The organism is Shinella curvata (assembly GCF_022899935.1).
GTDB lineage: Bacteria > Pseudomonadota > Alphaproteobacteria > Rhizobiales > Rhizobiaceae > Shinella > Shinella curvata.
In genome coordinates, this window is sequence record NZ_JALJCJ010000005.1 from 334,361 (window position 1) to 349,561 (window position 15,201).

Here is a 15,201-nt window from a genome sequence, read left to right on the forward strand (position 1 = left end):
CCGGGTTTTTCGTGCCGACGGCTTGCTTCGGCGTTTTCCCATCCTACTTCCAGGGCGTGACGAAACGTGTGCCGCGTTTTCGTCAATAGAAGCCGATACTTGGGGAGCAGGCATGGCAGGCATATTGAGTGGGCGCGAGGCCCTTGTTCTGGCCGTGACCCTGTGGACGGCGCTGTCCATCAACGACATCCTGATGCTGCCGGGCGGTCTGCCGCTCATCGCCCCCGGCTGGCTGAGCAGCATTATGCTCGCCCTCGTTCTTGCAAGAATACTCCAGCACCTTCAAAACCAGCCGAAAGGACTGGCCATCGGTTTCGGCATCCTCGCCGTCGTCCTGGCCGGCATGAGCCAGGCGATGCTCGATATCGCCATCATCATGCTGGCCGGCCCGCATGTTTTTCCCGGCGGCCAGAGCGTACCCGGATTTGCGATCGCCAATACGTGGGAAAAAGCCCTCCTGCAGTTCCGCTTCAGCATGATCTGGAACGTCATCGTCTTCGGTTTCTACGCGGCAGCACTTTCGCTGCTCAATGCGCAACGCCGCAAGATCGACGCGGAAATGCGGGCGCTGCGCTACGAGCTCAACCCGCATTTTCTCTTCAACACGCTGAATTCCATTGCAGGCCTCATCGAGGAGGGATCGGCAGGACGGGCCGACCGCATGATACTGTCCCTGTCGCGCTTCCTGCAAACGACCCTGTCGCTCAACCCGCTGCACGACGTGCCGCTCGCGCAGGAGATCGCGCTGCAACGCGATTATCTCGAAATTGAACGCGAACGATTCGGGCAGCGCATGGCTTTCGAGATCCGCCTTCCGGCGGAGCTTGACACCGCGCTGGTGCCGAACCTCATTCTTCAGCCATTGATTGAAAACGCGGTCAAACACGGCGTCGGGCCATCAAGCAGACGCGTCACCATCGTGCTTGAAGCGCGACAGGAGGCGGATCGTCTGGTGTTGAGCGTCGAAAACGATCTGCCGCCGGACCAGCCGGATCGCAAACCGGCCGGCATGGGCATTGGGCTGAGGAATATCGCCGATCGACTGCAAGCCCGCTTCGGTAAACGGTGGCAGTTCGTGTCAGGCCCGGTGAACGGCGGCCGCTACCGGGCCGCCATCAGCCTGCCGCTCCGCAAAGCTTGAGGTACATTCAGGTCCTCGACAGCAGCGCGATCAGTTCAGCGGGATGGAAATCGCGCCGCCCGACGCGGCCGGGCGAGCATAGGTCGTGTTGTCGGCGGCCGTTGTGCTGCAGCCGGCAAGCGCCAGGACAGCGAGTGCGGCAATGATGAAACCGGAAGTGGGGCGCATGAATCTCTCCTTGGATAGTGCCCGTAAGAGATAGGGGCCGCAGGTGATTCCGTCCACCGCAACGGCAGGCGAAAAGTCGGGCCACGCCTGGAAACGGCCACCGACTGGACTTCGGCCTCTCCTGCCCTATCTGGAAATTCGGCGCGCCTGAGATCATTCAGGCCTCTGCCCCTTCGCACCGCCTGCGTCGCAGGCCTGCACCTTCAGCACCCACTCCAACGACTTTGAACCGTGTAAACGGGAGGACTTTCCATGGCCGATGCCCGATGCGCCTGTGGCGCGCTCAGACTGACATTCCGCGAACCGCCGCAACTGACGGCACTTTGCCATTGCCTGGCCTGCCAGCGGCGAACCGGTGCACCTTTCAGCGCCAACGCCTTCTATGCGATCGATTGCGTCGAAATCTCAGGGCCGAGCACGGAATTTGTCCGCACCGCCGAAAGCGAACGCAGCGTCCGCATGTATTTCTGCCCGACCTGCGGCTCGACCGTTTTCTGGAAGGCGGAAGCCGCACCGTTTTGGATCGGCGTGGCGGTCGGCGCCTTCGCCGACCCGGCCTTTGCCCCGCCGAGCCTCTCGGTCTTCGAGCAATCCAAACATGGTTGGGTCACGCTCGACGAGACCATGGAACATGCCCAGGGCCTGCCGAGCAGCTGACAAGGGTGCACGAACGGCAGAAGCCGGACATCGCCCGGCTTTACATCAGTCGTTTAGATCACCACTCGGCAACGCTGCCGTCCTCATGGCGCCAGACGGGGTTGCGCCAGCGATGGCCTTCCTTGGCGCGCTCGATGACATACTGCTCGTCCACCTCGATACCGAGACCCGGTCCCTGCGGGATCGAGACAAAGCCGTCCGCGTACTGGAAGACCTCCTTGTTGGAGATGTAGTCGAGGATGTCGTTGCCCTTGTTGTAGTGGATGCCGAGGCTCTGCTCCTGGATGAAGGCATTGTAGGAGACGGCGTCAACCTGCAGGCAGGCGGCAAGCGCGATCGGCCCGAGCGGGCAATGCGGGGCGAGCGCCACGTCATAGGCTTCCGCCATCGCTGCGATCTTGCGGCATTCCGTGATGCCGCCGGCATGCGACAGGTCGGGCTGGAGGATATCGACATAGCCGTCCGACAGCACCGACTTGAAATCCCAGCGCGAATAGAGCCGTTCCCCGAGCGCGATCGGCGTCGAGCAATGGTTCGCGATCTCCTTCAGCGCCTCGTGATTCTCGGACAAGACCGGCTCTTCGATGAAAAGCAGCTTGAACTGTTCCAGTTCCTTGGCGAGCACCTTGGCCATCGGCCGATGCACGCGGCCATGGAAATCGACGCCGATGCCGATATAGGGGCCGATCGCCTCGCGGATCGTCGCGATGGTCTCGACGGCCTTCTCCACCTTGTCCCAGGTGTCGACGATCTGCATTTCCTCGCAACCGTTGAGCTTGATCGCCTTGAAGCCGCGGGCGACGACCTCACGCGCATTGTTGGCGACGTCGGACGGGCGGTCGCCGCCGATCCAGCTATAGACCTTGATCTTGTCGCGCACCTGGCCGCCGAGCAGCGCGTGGACCGGCTGGCCATAGGCCTTGCCCTTGATGTCCCACAGCGCCTGATCGATGCCGGCAAGCGCCGACATGTGTACCGCACCGCCGCGATAGAAGCCGCCCCGATACATGACCTGCCAATGGTCCTCGATCAGCAGCGGATCCTTGCCGACGAGATAGTCGGAGAGTTCATGCACGGCGGCTTCGACGGTCAAAGCGCGGCCTTCGACGACCGGCTCGCCCCAGCCGACGATGCCCTCGTCCGTCTCCACCTTCACGAACAGCCAGCGCGGCGGCACGACATAGGTGGTGAGCTTGGTGATCTTCATGGTAGTCCATCCCTCGTCAGTTTATCTGCATCGCGGGCCTCTTCTTCCCGCGACAGTCGTCAGGTTTCGTCCGCCTTGCCCATCAGCGCCGAAAGGTCGCGCGCAGCGAGATCGAGAATGTGGCGCGAACAGGTTTCCGCCCGCACACCGTCGCGAAGCCGCAGCGCGTCCACGAGATCGCGGTGCACATCCAGCGCCTCGTCTCGTTTTGCCGACGCCCGGTTGGAGGCGTGCAGCGCATAGGAAAGTGCAGCATGGATGATCGACGACAGCTGGTGAAAGACCTTGTTGTGGCTTGCCCGGAGCAGGGTCTCGTGGAAACGGGCATCCGCCGCGGTGAAGGTTTCGAGATCGCCCTCCGCCTCGCCCATCTCGTCACAGGCGCGTTCGAGATCGGCGATTTCCTGCGCGGTGGCGCGCGAGGCGGCGAGGAAGGCGGCGGCCGGCTCGACGGTGCGGCGCGCTTCCAGAATGGAACCCAGAAGTTCGGCCGACAGCACATCCGGCCCCATCCATTCGAGGATCTGCGCGTCCAGCACGTTCCAGTCCGCACGGTCGCAGACCAGCGTGCCGACCCGGGGGCGACCGCGCACGAGACCCTTGGTTTCCAGAACCTTCAGGGATTCGCGGATGACGGTGCGGCTGACGCCATAGGTCTCGCAAAGGTCGCTTTCGCGCGGCAGAACCGTTCCCGGCGGAAACCGCCCGCCGCAAATGTCCGTACCGATCGCCGCCGTCACATTGTGGCGCACGCGCGGACGGCGCGACAAAGGCCGTTGGGCCTGTCTCCTTGCTTTCTCCGGCACGCAACCTCCCGATCCGCAGCTCAAATCATCGTACAATTACGCAATAATGATATGACAAATTAACGGTGGAGACCATGGCCCTTCTCTTCAAGGCGGTGAAAATTCCGATGATTGACTTCTGCCGGCAAAGTGCATAATGCGCCGATCCCTCAGGAGGACCCGCCATGCTCGCCGACCTTCCCGCCATTCTCGTGCTCAACCCGAAAGACAATGTTGGCGTGGTGCCGGCCAATGTCGATGCCGGCCGGGCGCTGGTGAACGGGGTAACTGCAGTCGAGCGCGTCCCGCGCGGCCACAAGGTCGCGATCGCGGCGATTGCCGAAAACGCGCCGGTGCTGAAATACGGCCAGATCATCGGCTATGCGACAAAGGCGATCCGCCCCGGTGAACATGTCCACCTGCAGAACCTCGCCATTCTCGACGTCGCCCTCAAACACGAGTTCTGCGTCGACAATGCCCCGCCCGTCATGGTGCCCGAAGCCGAACGGCGCACCTTCGATGGCTACGACCGCGGCAATGGCCGCATCGGCACGCGTAACTATATCGGCATCCTCTCGACGGTGAACTGTTCCGCCACGGTCTCGCGTTACGTGGCCGAACACTATGCCCGCAAATTCCGCGAGACCGGTCATGACAATATCGACGGCGTGGTGGCGCTGACCTATGGCGGCGGCTGCGCACTCAACCTCAAATCCGAGGGCGGGCGCATCCTGACGCGCACCTTCAAGGGCTACGCCCGCAACCCGAATTTCGGCGGCATCCTGATGATCGGGCTGGGCTGCGAGACGTTCCAGTACGGCCCGCTGATCGAGGAGGCCGGGCTGGAGGAGGGAAAAACCTTCCGCAAGATGATGATCCAGGAACAGGGCGGCACGCGCAAGACGATCGAGGCGGCCTGCGCCATGATCGACGACATGCTGCCGGATGTCGGCCGCATCCGCCGCACGCCGCAGCCGCTCTCCGGCATCAAGCTGGCGCTCGAATGCGGCGGCTCGGACGGCTATTCCGGCATTTCCGCCAACCCGGCGCTCGGCATCGCCTCCGACCTCCTCGTACAGGAAGGCGCTACCACCGTGCTGTCCGAGACACCGGAAATCTATGGTGCGGAACATCTCCTCACCCGCCGCGCCGCCCGACCCGCAGTGGCGGAAAAACTGCTTGCCCGCATAGAGTGGTGGCGGGAGTACACCGCGAAAAACGACGCCGAACTCAACAACAATCCCTCCTTCGGCAACAAAGCTGGCGGCCTGACCACCATTCTGGAAAAATCGCTCGGCGCGGTGGCCAAGGGCGGCTCGATGCCGCTCAATGCCGTCTATGAATATGCCGAGGAGGTGACGGAGCCCGGCTTCGTCTTCATGGACACGCCCGGCTACGATCCCGCCGCGGTGACAGGCCAGATCGCCGGCGGCTGCAACCTCGTCGCCTTCACCACCGGTCGCGGCTCGGTCTCCGGCTACAAGCCGGCGCCCTGCATCAAGATCGCCACCAACACGCCGATGTACGAGCATATCAAGGAAGACATGGACATCAATTGCGGCACGATAGTCGACGGCACCGAGACCATCGAACAAGCCGGCCGCCGCATCTTCGACTTCGTCATCGACACCGCCTCCGGCCGCAAGACGGCCAGCGAAGCCTTCGATTACGGCGACAACGAATTTGTGCCCTGGCAGGTCGGCGCGATTACCTGATTATTGCGTGTGCATAACGATATTGACGAGCGTGCCGGCGGGGTCGCGTACAAAGAAACGCCGCACGCCCCATGGCTCGTCCGCCGGACCGTATTCCACGGGATATTTGCCGGCGAGCACCGCCTGATAGGCCGCCTCGACATCATCGACCTCGACCGAAAGCCCCGGCACCGGCGTGCCGGATCCGCCCTCCGAGGCAAAACTCACCTGCAACGGCATGGTGTCGTCATTGCCATAGGTGGCGATCCAGCCATGGTCCATCAGCAGATCCAATCCGAGCACATCCGCATAGAAACGGGCGACCACGCCCGGATCGGCCGTCTCAATATTGGCGACGATGCGTTTGACCTTCATGGAAACTCCTCAGCGGGCGACCGGGGTGGCATAAGCGGGAATGGCGGGACGATGCGCCTCGCGCAGTTCCGCGACGCGGCTAATCACCTTGGGCAGCGAGACGACGATGTGATGGCGCAGCGTCTCGGCCGCCCGCGCGATATCATCGACATCAAGCGCCCGGAACACGGCAAGATGCTCGGCAATGAAGGGCTCTGCGGCGGGCATGCGATGCGACACGCCGATGATGTGCTTGCTGACATTCAGCATGAAGCGCGCGCGGCGCAAGGCGATCAGCAGCTCCCGGTTCGGGCAATAGCCGAGGCAGGTAATGTGCAGGTCGGTTTCGAGATCGTCCATCGCCTGGACCGACAGGTCGGGGTAGGCGGCCAGCGCCTCCTCCAGCCGGTCGCTCATCATGCCGCGCTCGGCGGGCGGAATGAAGGGGGCGGCCTGCATCAGCGCCACGGGTTCCAGCGCGACGCGGATATCGTGCAGGTCGCGCATGCGGCTCTCATCGAGCGGCACCAGCGTCCAGCGCATGCGCTCGTCCTTCTCGACGATGCCGAGCGCTTCGAGCCGCGTCAGCGCATCGCGCGCCACCTGCCGGCCGACGCCGCGGGCGCGCGCCAGCTCCACTTCATTGATGCGATGGCGGCCGAAGACGGAGAGATGCACCATCTCCCGCTCCAGGCTCTCATAGATCGCCTCCCAGCCTGGCGCCTTGCGCAGCCCCGGCGCTTCCTCGCTCAGCCCGAGCATGTCAGGCGTCAGCGCCACGCGCTTCGGTCCGCTCCGCCCCTGTCCGACCAGAAAGCCCCGCCCGTCGAAGCGCCTGACCATGCCGCCCTCTTCCAGGAGGACGAGCGCCTGGCGCACCGGCGTGCGGGTGGAGGCAAAGAGGGTCGCGACGGGGCCTTCGAGCAGCAACGCGCCCTTCGGCAGGCGGCCGGCGGAAATCGCCTGCGCCAGCACGTCGCGGATGCGCAGATAGAGCGGGCTCTTGTCGAGCCCGGCCTCCGCGCCGTCAGCGCCCGCTTCCGCCAAATCCTGTCCCGTGCCATTCATGGCGCGGACCATGGCATGAATGCACCATGCCGACAACGGTCGTGATGACGAACGCGGCCGGCAAGGAAATTGCGTCGCACCGTCAAAAAATCGTCATTCCTTTCGTGACGTGCGGGGCGTTTTGCGCTAGGGAAACCCTCGTAAGGCTCGCAATCCGGCTTCAACACGCCCATATGCCAGCCACGTCCACCTCGAGGAATTGACCATGCCCGCATATCGCTCCCGAACCACCACCCACGGCCGCAACATGGCCGGTGCCCGCGGCCTCTGGCGCGCGACCGGCATGAAGGATTCGGATTTCGGCAAGCCGATTATCGCGGTGGTGAACTCCTTTACCCAGTTCGTGCCCGGCCACGTGCACCTGAAGGACCTTGGCCAACTCGTCGCCCGCGAGATCGAAAAAGCCGGCGGCGTCGCCAAGGAATTCAACACGATCGCCGTCGACGACGGTATCGCCATGGGCCATGACGGCATGCTCTATTCGCTGCCGTCGCGCGAAATCATCGCCGACTCGGTCGAGTACATGGTCAACGCGCATTGCGCCGACGCCATGGTCTGCATCTCGAACTGCGACAAGATCACGCCCGGCATGCTGAATGCCGCCATGCGCCTCAACATCCCCGCCGTCTTCGTTTCCGGCGGCCCGATGGAAGCCGGCAAGGTCGTGTTGCACGGCAAGACCCACGCGCTCGACCTCGTCGATGCCATGGTCGCTGCCGCCGATGACAAGATCTCCGACGAGGACGTCAAGGTCATCGAGCGCTCCGCCTGCCCGACCTGCGGCTCCTGCTCCGGCATGTTCACGGCCAATTCGATGAACTGTCTGACCGAGGCTCTGGGCCTGTCGCTGCCCGGCAACGGCTCGACGCTCGCCACCCATGCCGACCGCAAGCGCCTCTTCGTCGAGGCCGGCCACCTGATCGTCGATCTCGCGCGCCGCTATTACGAGCAGGAAGACGACAGCATCCTGCCGCGCAACGTCGCCAACAAGCGCGCCTTTGAAAACGCCATGTCGCTCGACGTGGCCATGGGCGGCTCGACCAACACGGTGTTGCACATCCTGGCGGCTGCCTATGAAGGCGGCATCGATTTCGACCTTGATGATATCGACCAGCTGTCGCGCCGCGTTCCCTGCCTTTCCAAGGTGGCGCCCGCCAAGCAGGACGTTCACATGGAAGACGTGCACCGCGCCGGCGGCATCATGCGCATCCTCGGCGAACTCGATCGCGGCGGCCTCATCCACCGCGACACGCCGACCGTGCATTCCGAAACGCTCGGCCACGCCATCGACCGCTGGGACATCACCCGCACGACCAGCGAGACGGTGCGCACCTTCTTCCGCGCAGCACCCGGCGGCATCCCGACCCAGGTCGCCTTCAGCCAGGAAGCCCGCTGGGACGAACTGGATACCGATGGCGAAAACGGCGTCATCCGCTCCGTCGAACACCCGTTCTCGAAGGACGGCGGCCTTGCCGTTCTCTCGGGCAACATCGCGCTCGACGGCTGCATCGTGAAGACGGCCGGCGTCGATGAATCGATCCTGAAGTTCACCGGTCCCGCGGTCGTCTTCGAAAGCCAAGATGCGGCGGTGAAGGGCATCCTCGGCAATGAAGTCAAGGCCGGCGACGTCGTCGTCATCCGCTACGAAGGCCCGAAGGGCGGCCCCGGCATGCAGGAAATGCTCTATCCGACGAGCTATCTGAAGTCGAAGGGTCTCGGAAAGGCCTGCGCGCTCGTCACCGACGGTCGCTTCTCCGGCGGCACATCCGGTCTGTCGATCGGCCATGCCTCGCCGGAAGCGGCACAGGGCGGCACGATCGGCCTCGTACGCGATGGCGACACCATCGAGATCGACATCCCGAACCGCACGATCAACCTCGCAGTTCCGGAAGCCGAACTTGCCGCTCGCCGCGCCGAACAGGACAAGCTCGGCTGGAAGCCGGCCGCCCCCCGCAAGCGCAATGTCACGACGGCGCTGAAGGCCTATGCCGCCTTCGCCGCCAGCGCCGACAAGGGCGCCGTGCGCATCCTGCCGGAATAAGCTTTTGCCGGGCGCGGAAATCCTTTTCGCGCCCGGCCTGCTTTTCAGAGGTGCCTTGTCACCTCGGGCGTGTTCCACCAGGCATTGTTTCGTCCGTCGAAATACTGGATCGGCAACTCCGCCAGTTCGCTTTGCTCGATGTTATCGAGGCAGGCGACATTGATCGAAACATAATCCCCGCCGATTGCCTCGATATAACCGTGCCCGAAGGCCGAGACGCCGCAATTCTTGCAGAAACGGTGGTGGCCGCTCATCGTGCCGAACTGGTAGTCGCCGAGATCGGCCTCGTCGCATTGCAGGCGAAAGGCATCCGGCTTGATCTGGGCGCCCCAATACCGCTTCTTCGAGCAGATCGAGCAATTGCAGCGGCCTGTACCAGCTTCGAGATCGATATCCGCCTCGTACTGGATCTTCCCGCAGTGGCAGCTTCCCTTGTAGGTCTTCAGCATCACGCTCTCCTCGCTTGCGTCATCAGGCGTTAAATGACAATATACTGTCAAAAGAACCATTGCAAAACGACAACATGCTGTCAATATGAAATCGGATCGCACCCCCGCCGGCGACGCCTTCGCCGCCTTCGCCATTTCCGTCCTGCGCCTTGCCGGCCATCTGCAGAATGCCGGCGATGCGCTGGCCAAACCGACTGGCCAGACGAGCGCCCGCTGGCAGGTTCTGGCCGCAGCCGATCACGCACCGATGTCCGTCGCCGATGCCGGGCGGGCGCTCGGCATGACGCGGCAGGGCGTTCAACGCATCGCCGACCTGCTCGAGAAGGACGGTCTTATCCTCTACGCCGACAATCCGGCCCACCAGCGCGCCAAGCTGATGGCGCTGACCGAGAGCGGCAAGGCGGCGCTCGCGGCGATCCAGGCACGACAGGCCGTCTGGGCCAACGCGCTGGGCGAGATACTCGGAAAAAAAGAAATCGCTGAGGCAACGCACACCGTCATTGCCGCGTTACAGGCCGTTGAGAAACAGTCCGTGCCGGAAGGGTGAGACCGGCTTGCGCTTTGACACGCGCTAAAAATGTTGATACCAACGCATTTGTCGCAAGCCCGAGAAAGAGGAGTTCCGAGCATGAGACCGAACCACGAGATCGTATCCCGGGAGGAATGGTTGACGGCCCGCAAGGCGCTGCTGGCCATGGAGAAGGAGGAAACGAAGCTGCGCGACAAGGTGCGCGCCGAACGTCTCACCCTCCCCTGGGTCAAGGTCGACAAGACCTACACTTTCGAGACACCCGATGGCCGCAAGACGCTCGCCGAACTGTTCGGCGGCCGCAGCCAGCTCATCGTCTACCACTTCATGTATGGTCCAGAATGGGAGGCCGGCTGCCCCGGCTGCTCCTTCATGGCCGATCATATCGACGGCATGCTGCCGCATCTGAACAACCACGACGTCACGATGATCGCCGTCTCCCGCGCGCCGCTGGAGAAGCTGACTGCCTACAAGAAGCGCATGGGCTGGACATTTCCCTGGGTGTCGTCCTTCGGCAGCGATTTCAATTTCGACTACCACGTCTCCTTCACCAAGGAGGAGCTGGCGAGCGGCAAGGTGATGTACAATTACCGCGAAACGCCGACCGCCGATGCGCATGACGAACTGCCCGGCCTCAGCGCCTTCGCCAGGGACGAGGATGGCACGGTCTACCACACCTATTCCGACTATGCCCGCGGCGGCGAGGAAGCCTTGGGCACCCTGATGATCCTGGACCGGGCACCCAAGGGCCGTAACGAGACCGGCACGCTGAGCTTCGTCAAGCGCAAGGACGAATATGTTGAAGCCCCCAAGACGCATTCCTGCTGCGACTGAACAAAACCCAAAAAGGGAGACCCCGCATGCATAAGGACTATGGCAAGTTCTGCTGGTACGAGTTGATGACGACCGACGTCCCCGCCGCCGAACGCTTTTATGCCTCGGTTGTCGGCTGGTCGATGCGCGATTCCGGCATGGAGGGCATGAAATACACGCTCGCCTTTGCCGGCGAGACACAGGCGGCCGGCATTTGCGAGATACCGGCGGAGGCCCAGGGCATGCCACCGGTCTGGACCGGCTACATCTTCACCGACAGGATCGAGGATACCTGCAACGACATCACTGCCAACGGCGGCAAGATCATGCGCCCACCGGACGACATTCCCGGTGTCGGCCGCTTCGCCGTCGCCGCGGATCCACACGGCGCCATGTTCTCGCTCTTCACCACGCAGGATGAAGGCCCGGGAGAACCGGGCATGATGGAACCCGGCCGCATCGGCTGGCACGAGCTGATGGCCGGTGACCTCGACGAGGCCTGGGCTTTCTATTCGAAGACCTTCGGCTGGACGAAGGACATGGCCGTCGACATGTCGGAAGGCGGCATGGGCATCTACCAGACCTTCGCCGTGCGCGGCGGGAACGCCATCGGCGGCATGATGACAAACCCGCCCGGCTCCCCGGCGCCGCCGTTCTGGGGCTACTACTTCGTCGTCCAGGGCCTCGATGCCGCGGCAAAACGCGTCACCGATGGCGGCGGCACAATCGTCATGGGGCCGATGGAGGTGCCCGGTGGTGCCTGGATCATCAACTGCACGGACCCACAGGGCGTCTTCTTCTCGCTGGTCGCAATGCACCGCTGACGGACGACCAGCCGGCGAGCAAGCGGGGTGCCAAGGTCCCCGGCACCCCGCCCCCATTCTCGCTTGCAATCTCTCTTCGCATTGCACAAACTCTCCCCGATGGCGGCTCAAGACCGCCCGAGGGGAACAAGAGAGCGCATGTCGATCAAGGCCGGTATCTACCACCTCACCTATTACATCTACGACAAACCGGTCCGCCTCGGACCCCAGATCATCCGGCTGAAGCCGGCGGCGCATTCCAAGACAAAGGTGATCAGCCATTCGCTGAAGGTTTCGCCCGAAAACCACTTCGTGAACCTGCAGCAGGACCCCTACGGCAACTATCTCGCCCGCTTCGTCTTTCCCGATCCGGTGACGGAACTGAAGATCGAGGTCGATCTCGTCGCCGACATGACGGTCTACAATCCCTTCGATTTCTTCGTCGAGGAGGAGGCCGAGCACTGGCCCTTCGACTATCCGGAGGAGCTGCGCGAAGACCTGAACATCTATCGCGTGCCGGAGCCGATGGATCCGGCGCTCGAAGCCTTCATGAAGACGATCGACCGCACGCCGCACCAGCGCACGGTCGACATGGTCGTTGGCCTCAATGCGCGGCTCCAGCAGACGATCGGCTATGTCATCCGCATGGAGCCGGGCGTGCAGACGCCCGAGCAGACGCTGACGACCGCACTCGGCTCCTGCCGCGATTCGAGCTGGCTGCTTGTGCAGATCCTGCGCAATCTCGGCTTCGCCGCCCGCTTCGTGTCGGGCTATCTCATCCAGCTCGCGCCGGACCTGAAGGCCCTTGACGGCCCCTCCGGCACCGAGGTCGATTTCACCGACCTGCACGCCTGGTGCGAAGTCTATCTGCCCGGCGCCGGCTGGATTGGCCTCGACCCGACCTCCGGCCTCCTGACCGGCGAAAGCCACATCCCGCTTGCCGCCACGCCGCATTACCGCAATGCCGCGCCGATCAGCGGCGGATATTTCGGCGAAGCAAACACCGAATTCGACTTTGCCATGACGGTGACCCGCGTCGCCGAACATCCCCGCATCACCAAACCCTTTTCCGACGAGAGCTGGAATGCGCTGAACGCGCTCGGCCGTGACGTGGATACGGTGCTGGCCGCCAATGACGTGCGTCTCACCATGGGCGGCGAGCCGACCTTCGTCTCGATCGACGATTTCGAATCCGCCGAATGGAACACCGCCGCCGTCGGCCCGACCAAGCGCGAAAAGGCCGACACGCTGATCCGGCGCCTGCGCGAAAAATTCGCGCCCGGCGGTTTCCTGCATTACGGCCAGGGCAAGTGGTATCCCGGTGAAAGCCTGCCGCGCTGGACCTTCTCGCTCTACTGGCGGCGCGACGGTAAGCCGATCTGGCAGAACCCTGCGCTCATCGCCGAGGAAGGCAGCGATGCCGACGTCAGCGAAGCCGATGCCGCGGCGGTGCTTGCGGGCATCGCCGGAGAGCTCGGCATCGCCGCCGACATGGTCCAGCCCGCCTATGAAGACCCGGCCGAATGGACCATCAAGGAGGGCAATCTTCCCGAGAATGTCGATCCCTCGAATTCCAAGCTGGAAGACCCCGAAGAGCGCAACCGCATCGCCCGCGTCTTCGAACGCGGCCTGACCGCGCCGACCGGCCATATCCTGCCGGTTCAGGCATGGAATGCGAAGGCTGACGGCAAACGCTGGATCAGCGAAAGATGGCGCACGCGCCGCGGCAAGATCTTCCTCGTGCCCGGTGACAGCCCTGTGGGCTACCGCCTGCCGCTCGGCGCCCTGCCCTACCTTTCGCCCTCGAACTATCCCTACATCAATCCGGCCGATCCCTCCGAGGACAAACCGCCACTGCCGGATTTCGCCAAAACCGGCCGCACGATGGCGGAAGCCTCGTTTCAAGCGAGCGAAGCGGGGCAGGATCGCATCGAACAGGTGCGCAGCGAGATCGTCGGCACCGTGCGCACGGCGATGAGCGTCGAGGCGCGCGACGGGCGGCTCTGCATCTTCATGCCGCCCGTCGAGCGTGTCGAGGACTATCTCGAGCTGGTGACGGCTGCCGAGCGTGCCGCCGAGCGGCTTGGTCTGGCCGTCCATATCGAGGGCTATGCACCGCCGCAGGACGAGCGCCTCAACGTCATCCGCGTCGCGCCCGATCCGGGTGTCATCGAAGTCAACATCCATCCGGCGTCGAACTGGCAGGATTGCGTCGACATCACCACCGCCGTCTACGAGGAGGCGCGCCAGTCGCGCCTCGGCGCCGACAAGTTCATGATCGACGGCCGCCACACCGGCACCGGCGGCGGTAACCATGTGGTCGTCGGCGGCAAGAACCCGAACGACAGCCCGTTCCTGCGCCGGCCGGATTTGCTGAAAAGCCTCGTGCTCCACTGGCAGCGTCACCCGTCGCTCTCCTATCTGTTCTCCGGCATGTTCATCGGCCCGACCAGCCAGGCGCCGCGTTTCGACGAAGCGCGGCACGATAGCCTCTACGAGCTGGAGATCGCCCTGTCGCAGGTGCCTGCGCCCAGCGAGGGTGCTCCACCGCTGCCCTGGCTCGTCGATCGGCTGTTCCGCAACCTCCTGACCGACGTAACCGGCAACACGCACCGCTCGGAAATCTGCATCGACAAGCTGTTCTCCCCGGACGGACCGACCGGCCGGCTCGGGCTCGTCGAGTTCCGCGGCTTCGAAATGCCGCCGAATGCCCGCATGAGCCTTGCCCAGCAGCTGCTGATCCGCGCCCTCATCGCCCGCTTCTGGCTGAACCCGGCTGAGGGCGGCTTCGTGCGCTGGGGCACGACACTGCATGACCGCTTCATGCTGCCGCATTATGTCTGGCAGGATTTTCTGGATGTGCTCGCCGACCTCCGGGCGAACGGCTTCGAGCTCAGGCCCGAATGGTTTGCCGCCCAGCTCGAATTCCGCTTCCCCTTCTGCGGCGAGGTCGAATACGAGGGTGCCAATCTCGAAGTGCGCCAAGCGCTGGAGCCCTGGCATGTCATGGGCGAGGAGGGCGCGATCGGCGGCACCGTCCGCTATGTCGACTCGTCGGTCGAGCGGCTTCAGGTGACGCTGGAGACCGTCAATCCCGAACGCTACACCGTGGCCTGCAACGGTCGCCCGGTCCCGCTGAAAAGCACGGGCACCAGGGGCGTCTCGGTCGCCGGCGTGCGCTACAAGGCCTGGCAGCCCGCATCTGGGTTACATCCGGTGCTGCCCGTCAACACACCGCTTACTTTCGACATTTATGATACATGGTCGAAGCGAGCGATCGGGGGCTGCATTTACCACGTTGCCCATCCGGGCGGACGCAACTATGACACCTTCCCGGTAAACGGAAACGAGGCCGAGGCGCGCCGGCTGGCGCGGTTCGAGCCCTGGGGGCACAGGACGGGCGGCTATCTCTTGCAGCAGGAAATTCCGCCGGCGGATTTTCCGCTGACGCTGGATTTGCGCAGGCCGCCCGGCATCTAGCCCCCTAGGAGA

At 63.8% G+C, this 15,201-nt stretch carries 14 protein-coding genes; 8 read left to right on the forward strand and 6 right to left on the reverse strand.

Going from position 1 to position 15,201, the window contains the following annotated elements; translation table 11 throughout:
* Window positions 1-112: 112 nt before the first annotated feature.
* Window positions 113-1,141, forward strand: a complete 1,029-nt coding sequence (locus MUU55_RS19625) for a sensor histidine kinase (RefSeq protein WP_244762454.1) — start codon at window positions 113-115, stop codon at window positions 1,139-1,141.
* Between the two features lie 30 nt (window positions 1,142-1,171).
* On the opposite strand, the gene MUU55_RS19630 is transcribed toward MUU55_RS19625, so the two are convergent.
* A complete protein-coding gene (locus MUU55_RS19630; protein ID WP_244762455.1) occupies window positions 1,172-1,309 on the reverse strand; it encodes a lipoprotein in 138 nt (45 codons plus the stop codon).
* A gap of 252 nt (window positions 1,310-1,561) precedes the next feature.
* Here MUU55_RS19630 and MUU55_RS19635 point away from each other — a divergent pair, with 252 nt between their 5' ends.
* Window positions 1,562-1,966, forward strand: a complete 405-nt coding sequence (locus tag MUU55_RS19635; protein ID WP_244762456.1) for a GFA family protein — start codon at window positions 1,562-1,564, stop codon at window positions 1,964-1,966.
* 58 nt (window positions 1,967-2,024) lie between these two features.
* Here the strand turns inward: MUU55_RS19635 and dgoD are convergent, their stop codons facing one another.
* Window positions 2,025-3,173 (reverse strand): galactonate dehydratase, encoded by a 1,149-nt coding sequence (gene dgoD, locus MUU55_RS19640; RefSeq protein ID WP_244762457.1) that lies wholly within the window; start codon window positions 3,171-3,173, stop codon window positions 2,025-2,027.
* A gap of 59 nt (window positions 3,174-3,232) precedes the next feature.
* The gene (locus tag MUU55_RS19645) at window positions 3,233-3,979 is read right to left on the reverse strand and encodes a FadR/GntR family transcriptional regulator (RefSeq protein ID WP_244762458.1); all 747 of its coding nucleotides are present in this window, start codon (window positions 3,977-3,979) and stop codon (window positions 3,233-3,235) included.
* Between the two features lie 164 nt (window positions 3,980-4,143).
* Between MUU55_RS19645 and MUU55_RS19650 the strand changes: the two genes are divergently transcribed.
* The gene (locus MUU55_RS19650; protein WP_244762459.1) at window positions 4,144-5,673 is read left to right on the forward strand and encodes a UxaA family hydrolase; all 1,530 of its coding nucleotides are present in this window, start codon (window positions 4,144-4,146) and stop codon (window positions 5,671-5,673) included.
* Here MUU55_RS19650 and MUU55_RS19655 read toward each other — a convergent pair whose 3' ends face one another.
* Together MUU55_RS19655 and MUU55_RS19660 are read right to left on the reverse strand one after the other, a co-directional pair.
* Window positions 5,674-6,027: a VOC family protein gene (locus MUU55_RS19655; protein ID WP_244762460.1), complete on the reverse strand. Its 354-nt coding sequence runs from the start codon at window positions 6,025-6,027 to the stop codon at window positions 5,674-5,676.
* Window positions 6,028-6,036: 9 nt separating this feature from the next.
* Window positions 6,037-7,074, reverse strand: a complete 1,038-nt coding sequence (locus MUU55_RS19660; RefSeq protein ID WP_244762461.1) for a GntR family transcriptional regulator — start codon at window positions 7,072-7,074, stop codon at window positions 6,037-6,039.
* Between the two features lie 205 nt (window positions 7,075-7,279).
* On the opposite strand from MUU55_RS19660, the gene ilvD reads away from it, so the two are divergent.
* Window positions 7,280-9,115 carry a dihydroxy-acid dehydratase gene (gene ilvD / locus MUU55_RS19665; protein ID WP_244762462.1) on the forward strand — a complete coding sequence of 612 codons (1,836 nt, stop codon included), beginning with the start codon at window positions 7,280-7,282 and terminating at the stop codon, window positions 9,113-9,115.
* 44 nt (window positions 9,116-9,159) lie between these two features.
* Here the strand turns inward: ilvD and MUU55_RS19670 are convergent, their stop codons facing one another.
* Window positions 9,160-9,564, reverse strand: coding sequence for a GFA family protein (locus MUU55_RS19670; protein ID WP_244762463.1), 405 nt, complete (start codon window positions 9,562-9,564; stop codon window positions 9,160-9,162).
* Window positions 9,565-9,649: 85 nt separating this feature from the next.
* On the opposite strand from MUU55_RS19670, the gene MUU55_RS19675 reads away from it, so the two are divergent.
* The 4 genes from MUU55_RS19675 (at window position 9,650) to MUU55_RS19690 (ending at window position 15,189) form a co-directional block, all read left to right on the forward strand.
* Window positions 9,650-10,111, forward strand: coding sequence for a MarR family winged helix-turn-helix transcriptional regulator (locus MUU55_RS19675; RefSeq protein WP_244762464.1), 462 nt, complete (start codon window positions 9,650-9,652; stop codon window positions 10,109-10,111).
* Between the two features lie 81 nt (window positions 10,112-10,192).
* The gene (locus MUU55_RS19680; RefSeq protein ID WP_244762465.1) at window positions 10,193-10,927 is read left to right on the forward strand and encodes a DUF899 domain-containing protein; all 735 of its coding nucleotides are present in this window, start codon (window positions 10,193-10,195) and stop codon (window positions 10,925-10,927) included.
* A gap of 26 nt (window positions 10,928-10,953) precedes the next feature.
* Complete coding sequence (locus MUU55_RS19685) at window positions 10,954-11,730, forward strand: VOC family protein (RefSeq protein ID WP_244762466.1); 777 nt, start codon at window positions 10,954-10,956, stop codon at window positions 11,728-11,730.
* 138 nt (window positions 11,731-11,868) lie between these two features.
* Window positions 11,869-15,189, forward strand: coding sequence for a transglutaminase family protein (locus tag MUU55_RS19690; RefSeq protein WP_244762467.1), 3,321 nt, complete (start codon window positions 11,869-11,871; stop codon window positions 15,187-15,189).
* The last annotated feature ends 12 nt before the right edge of the window (window positions 15,190-15,201 follow it).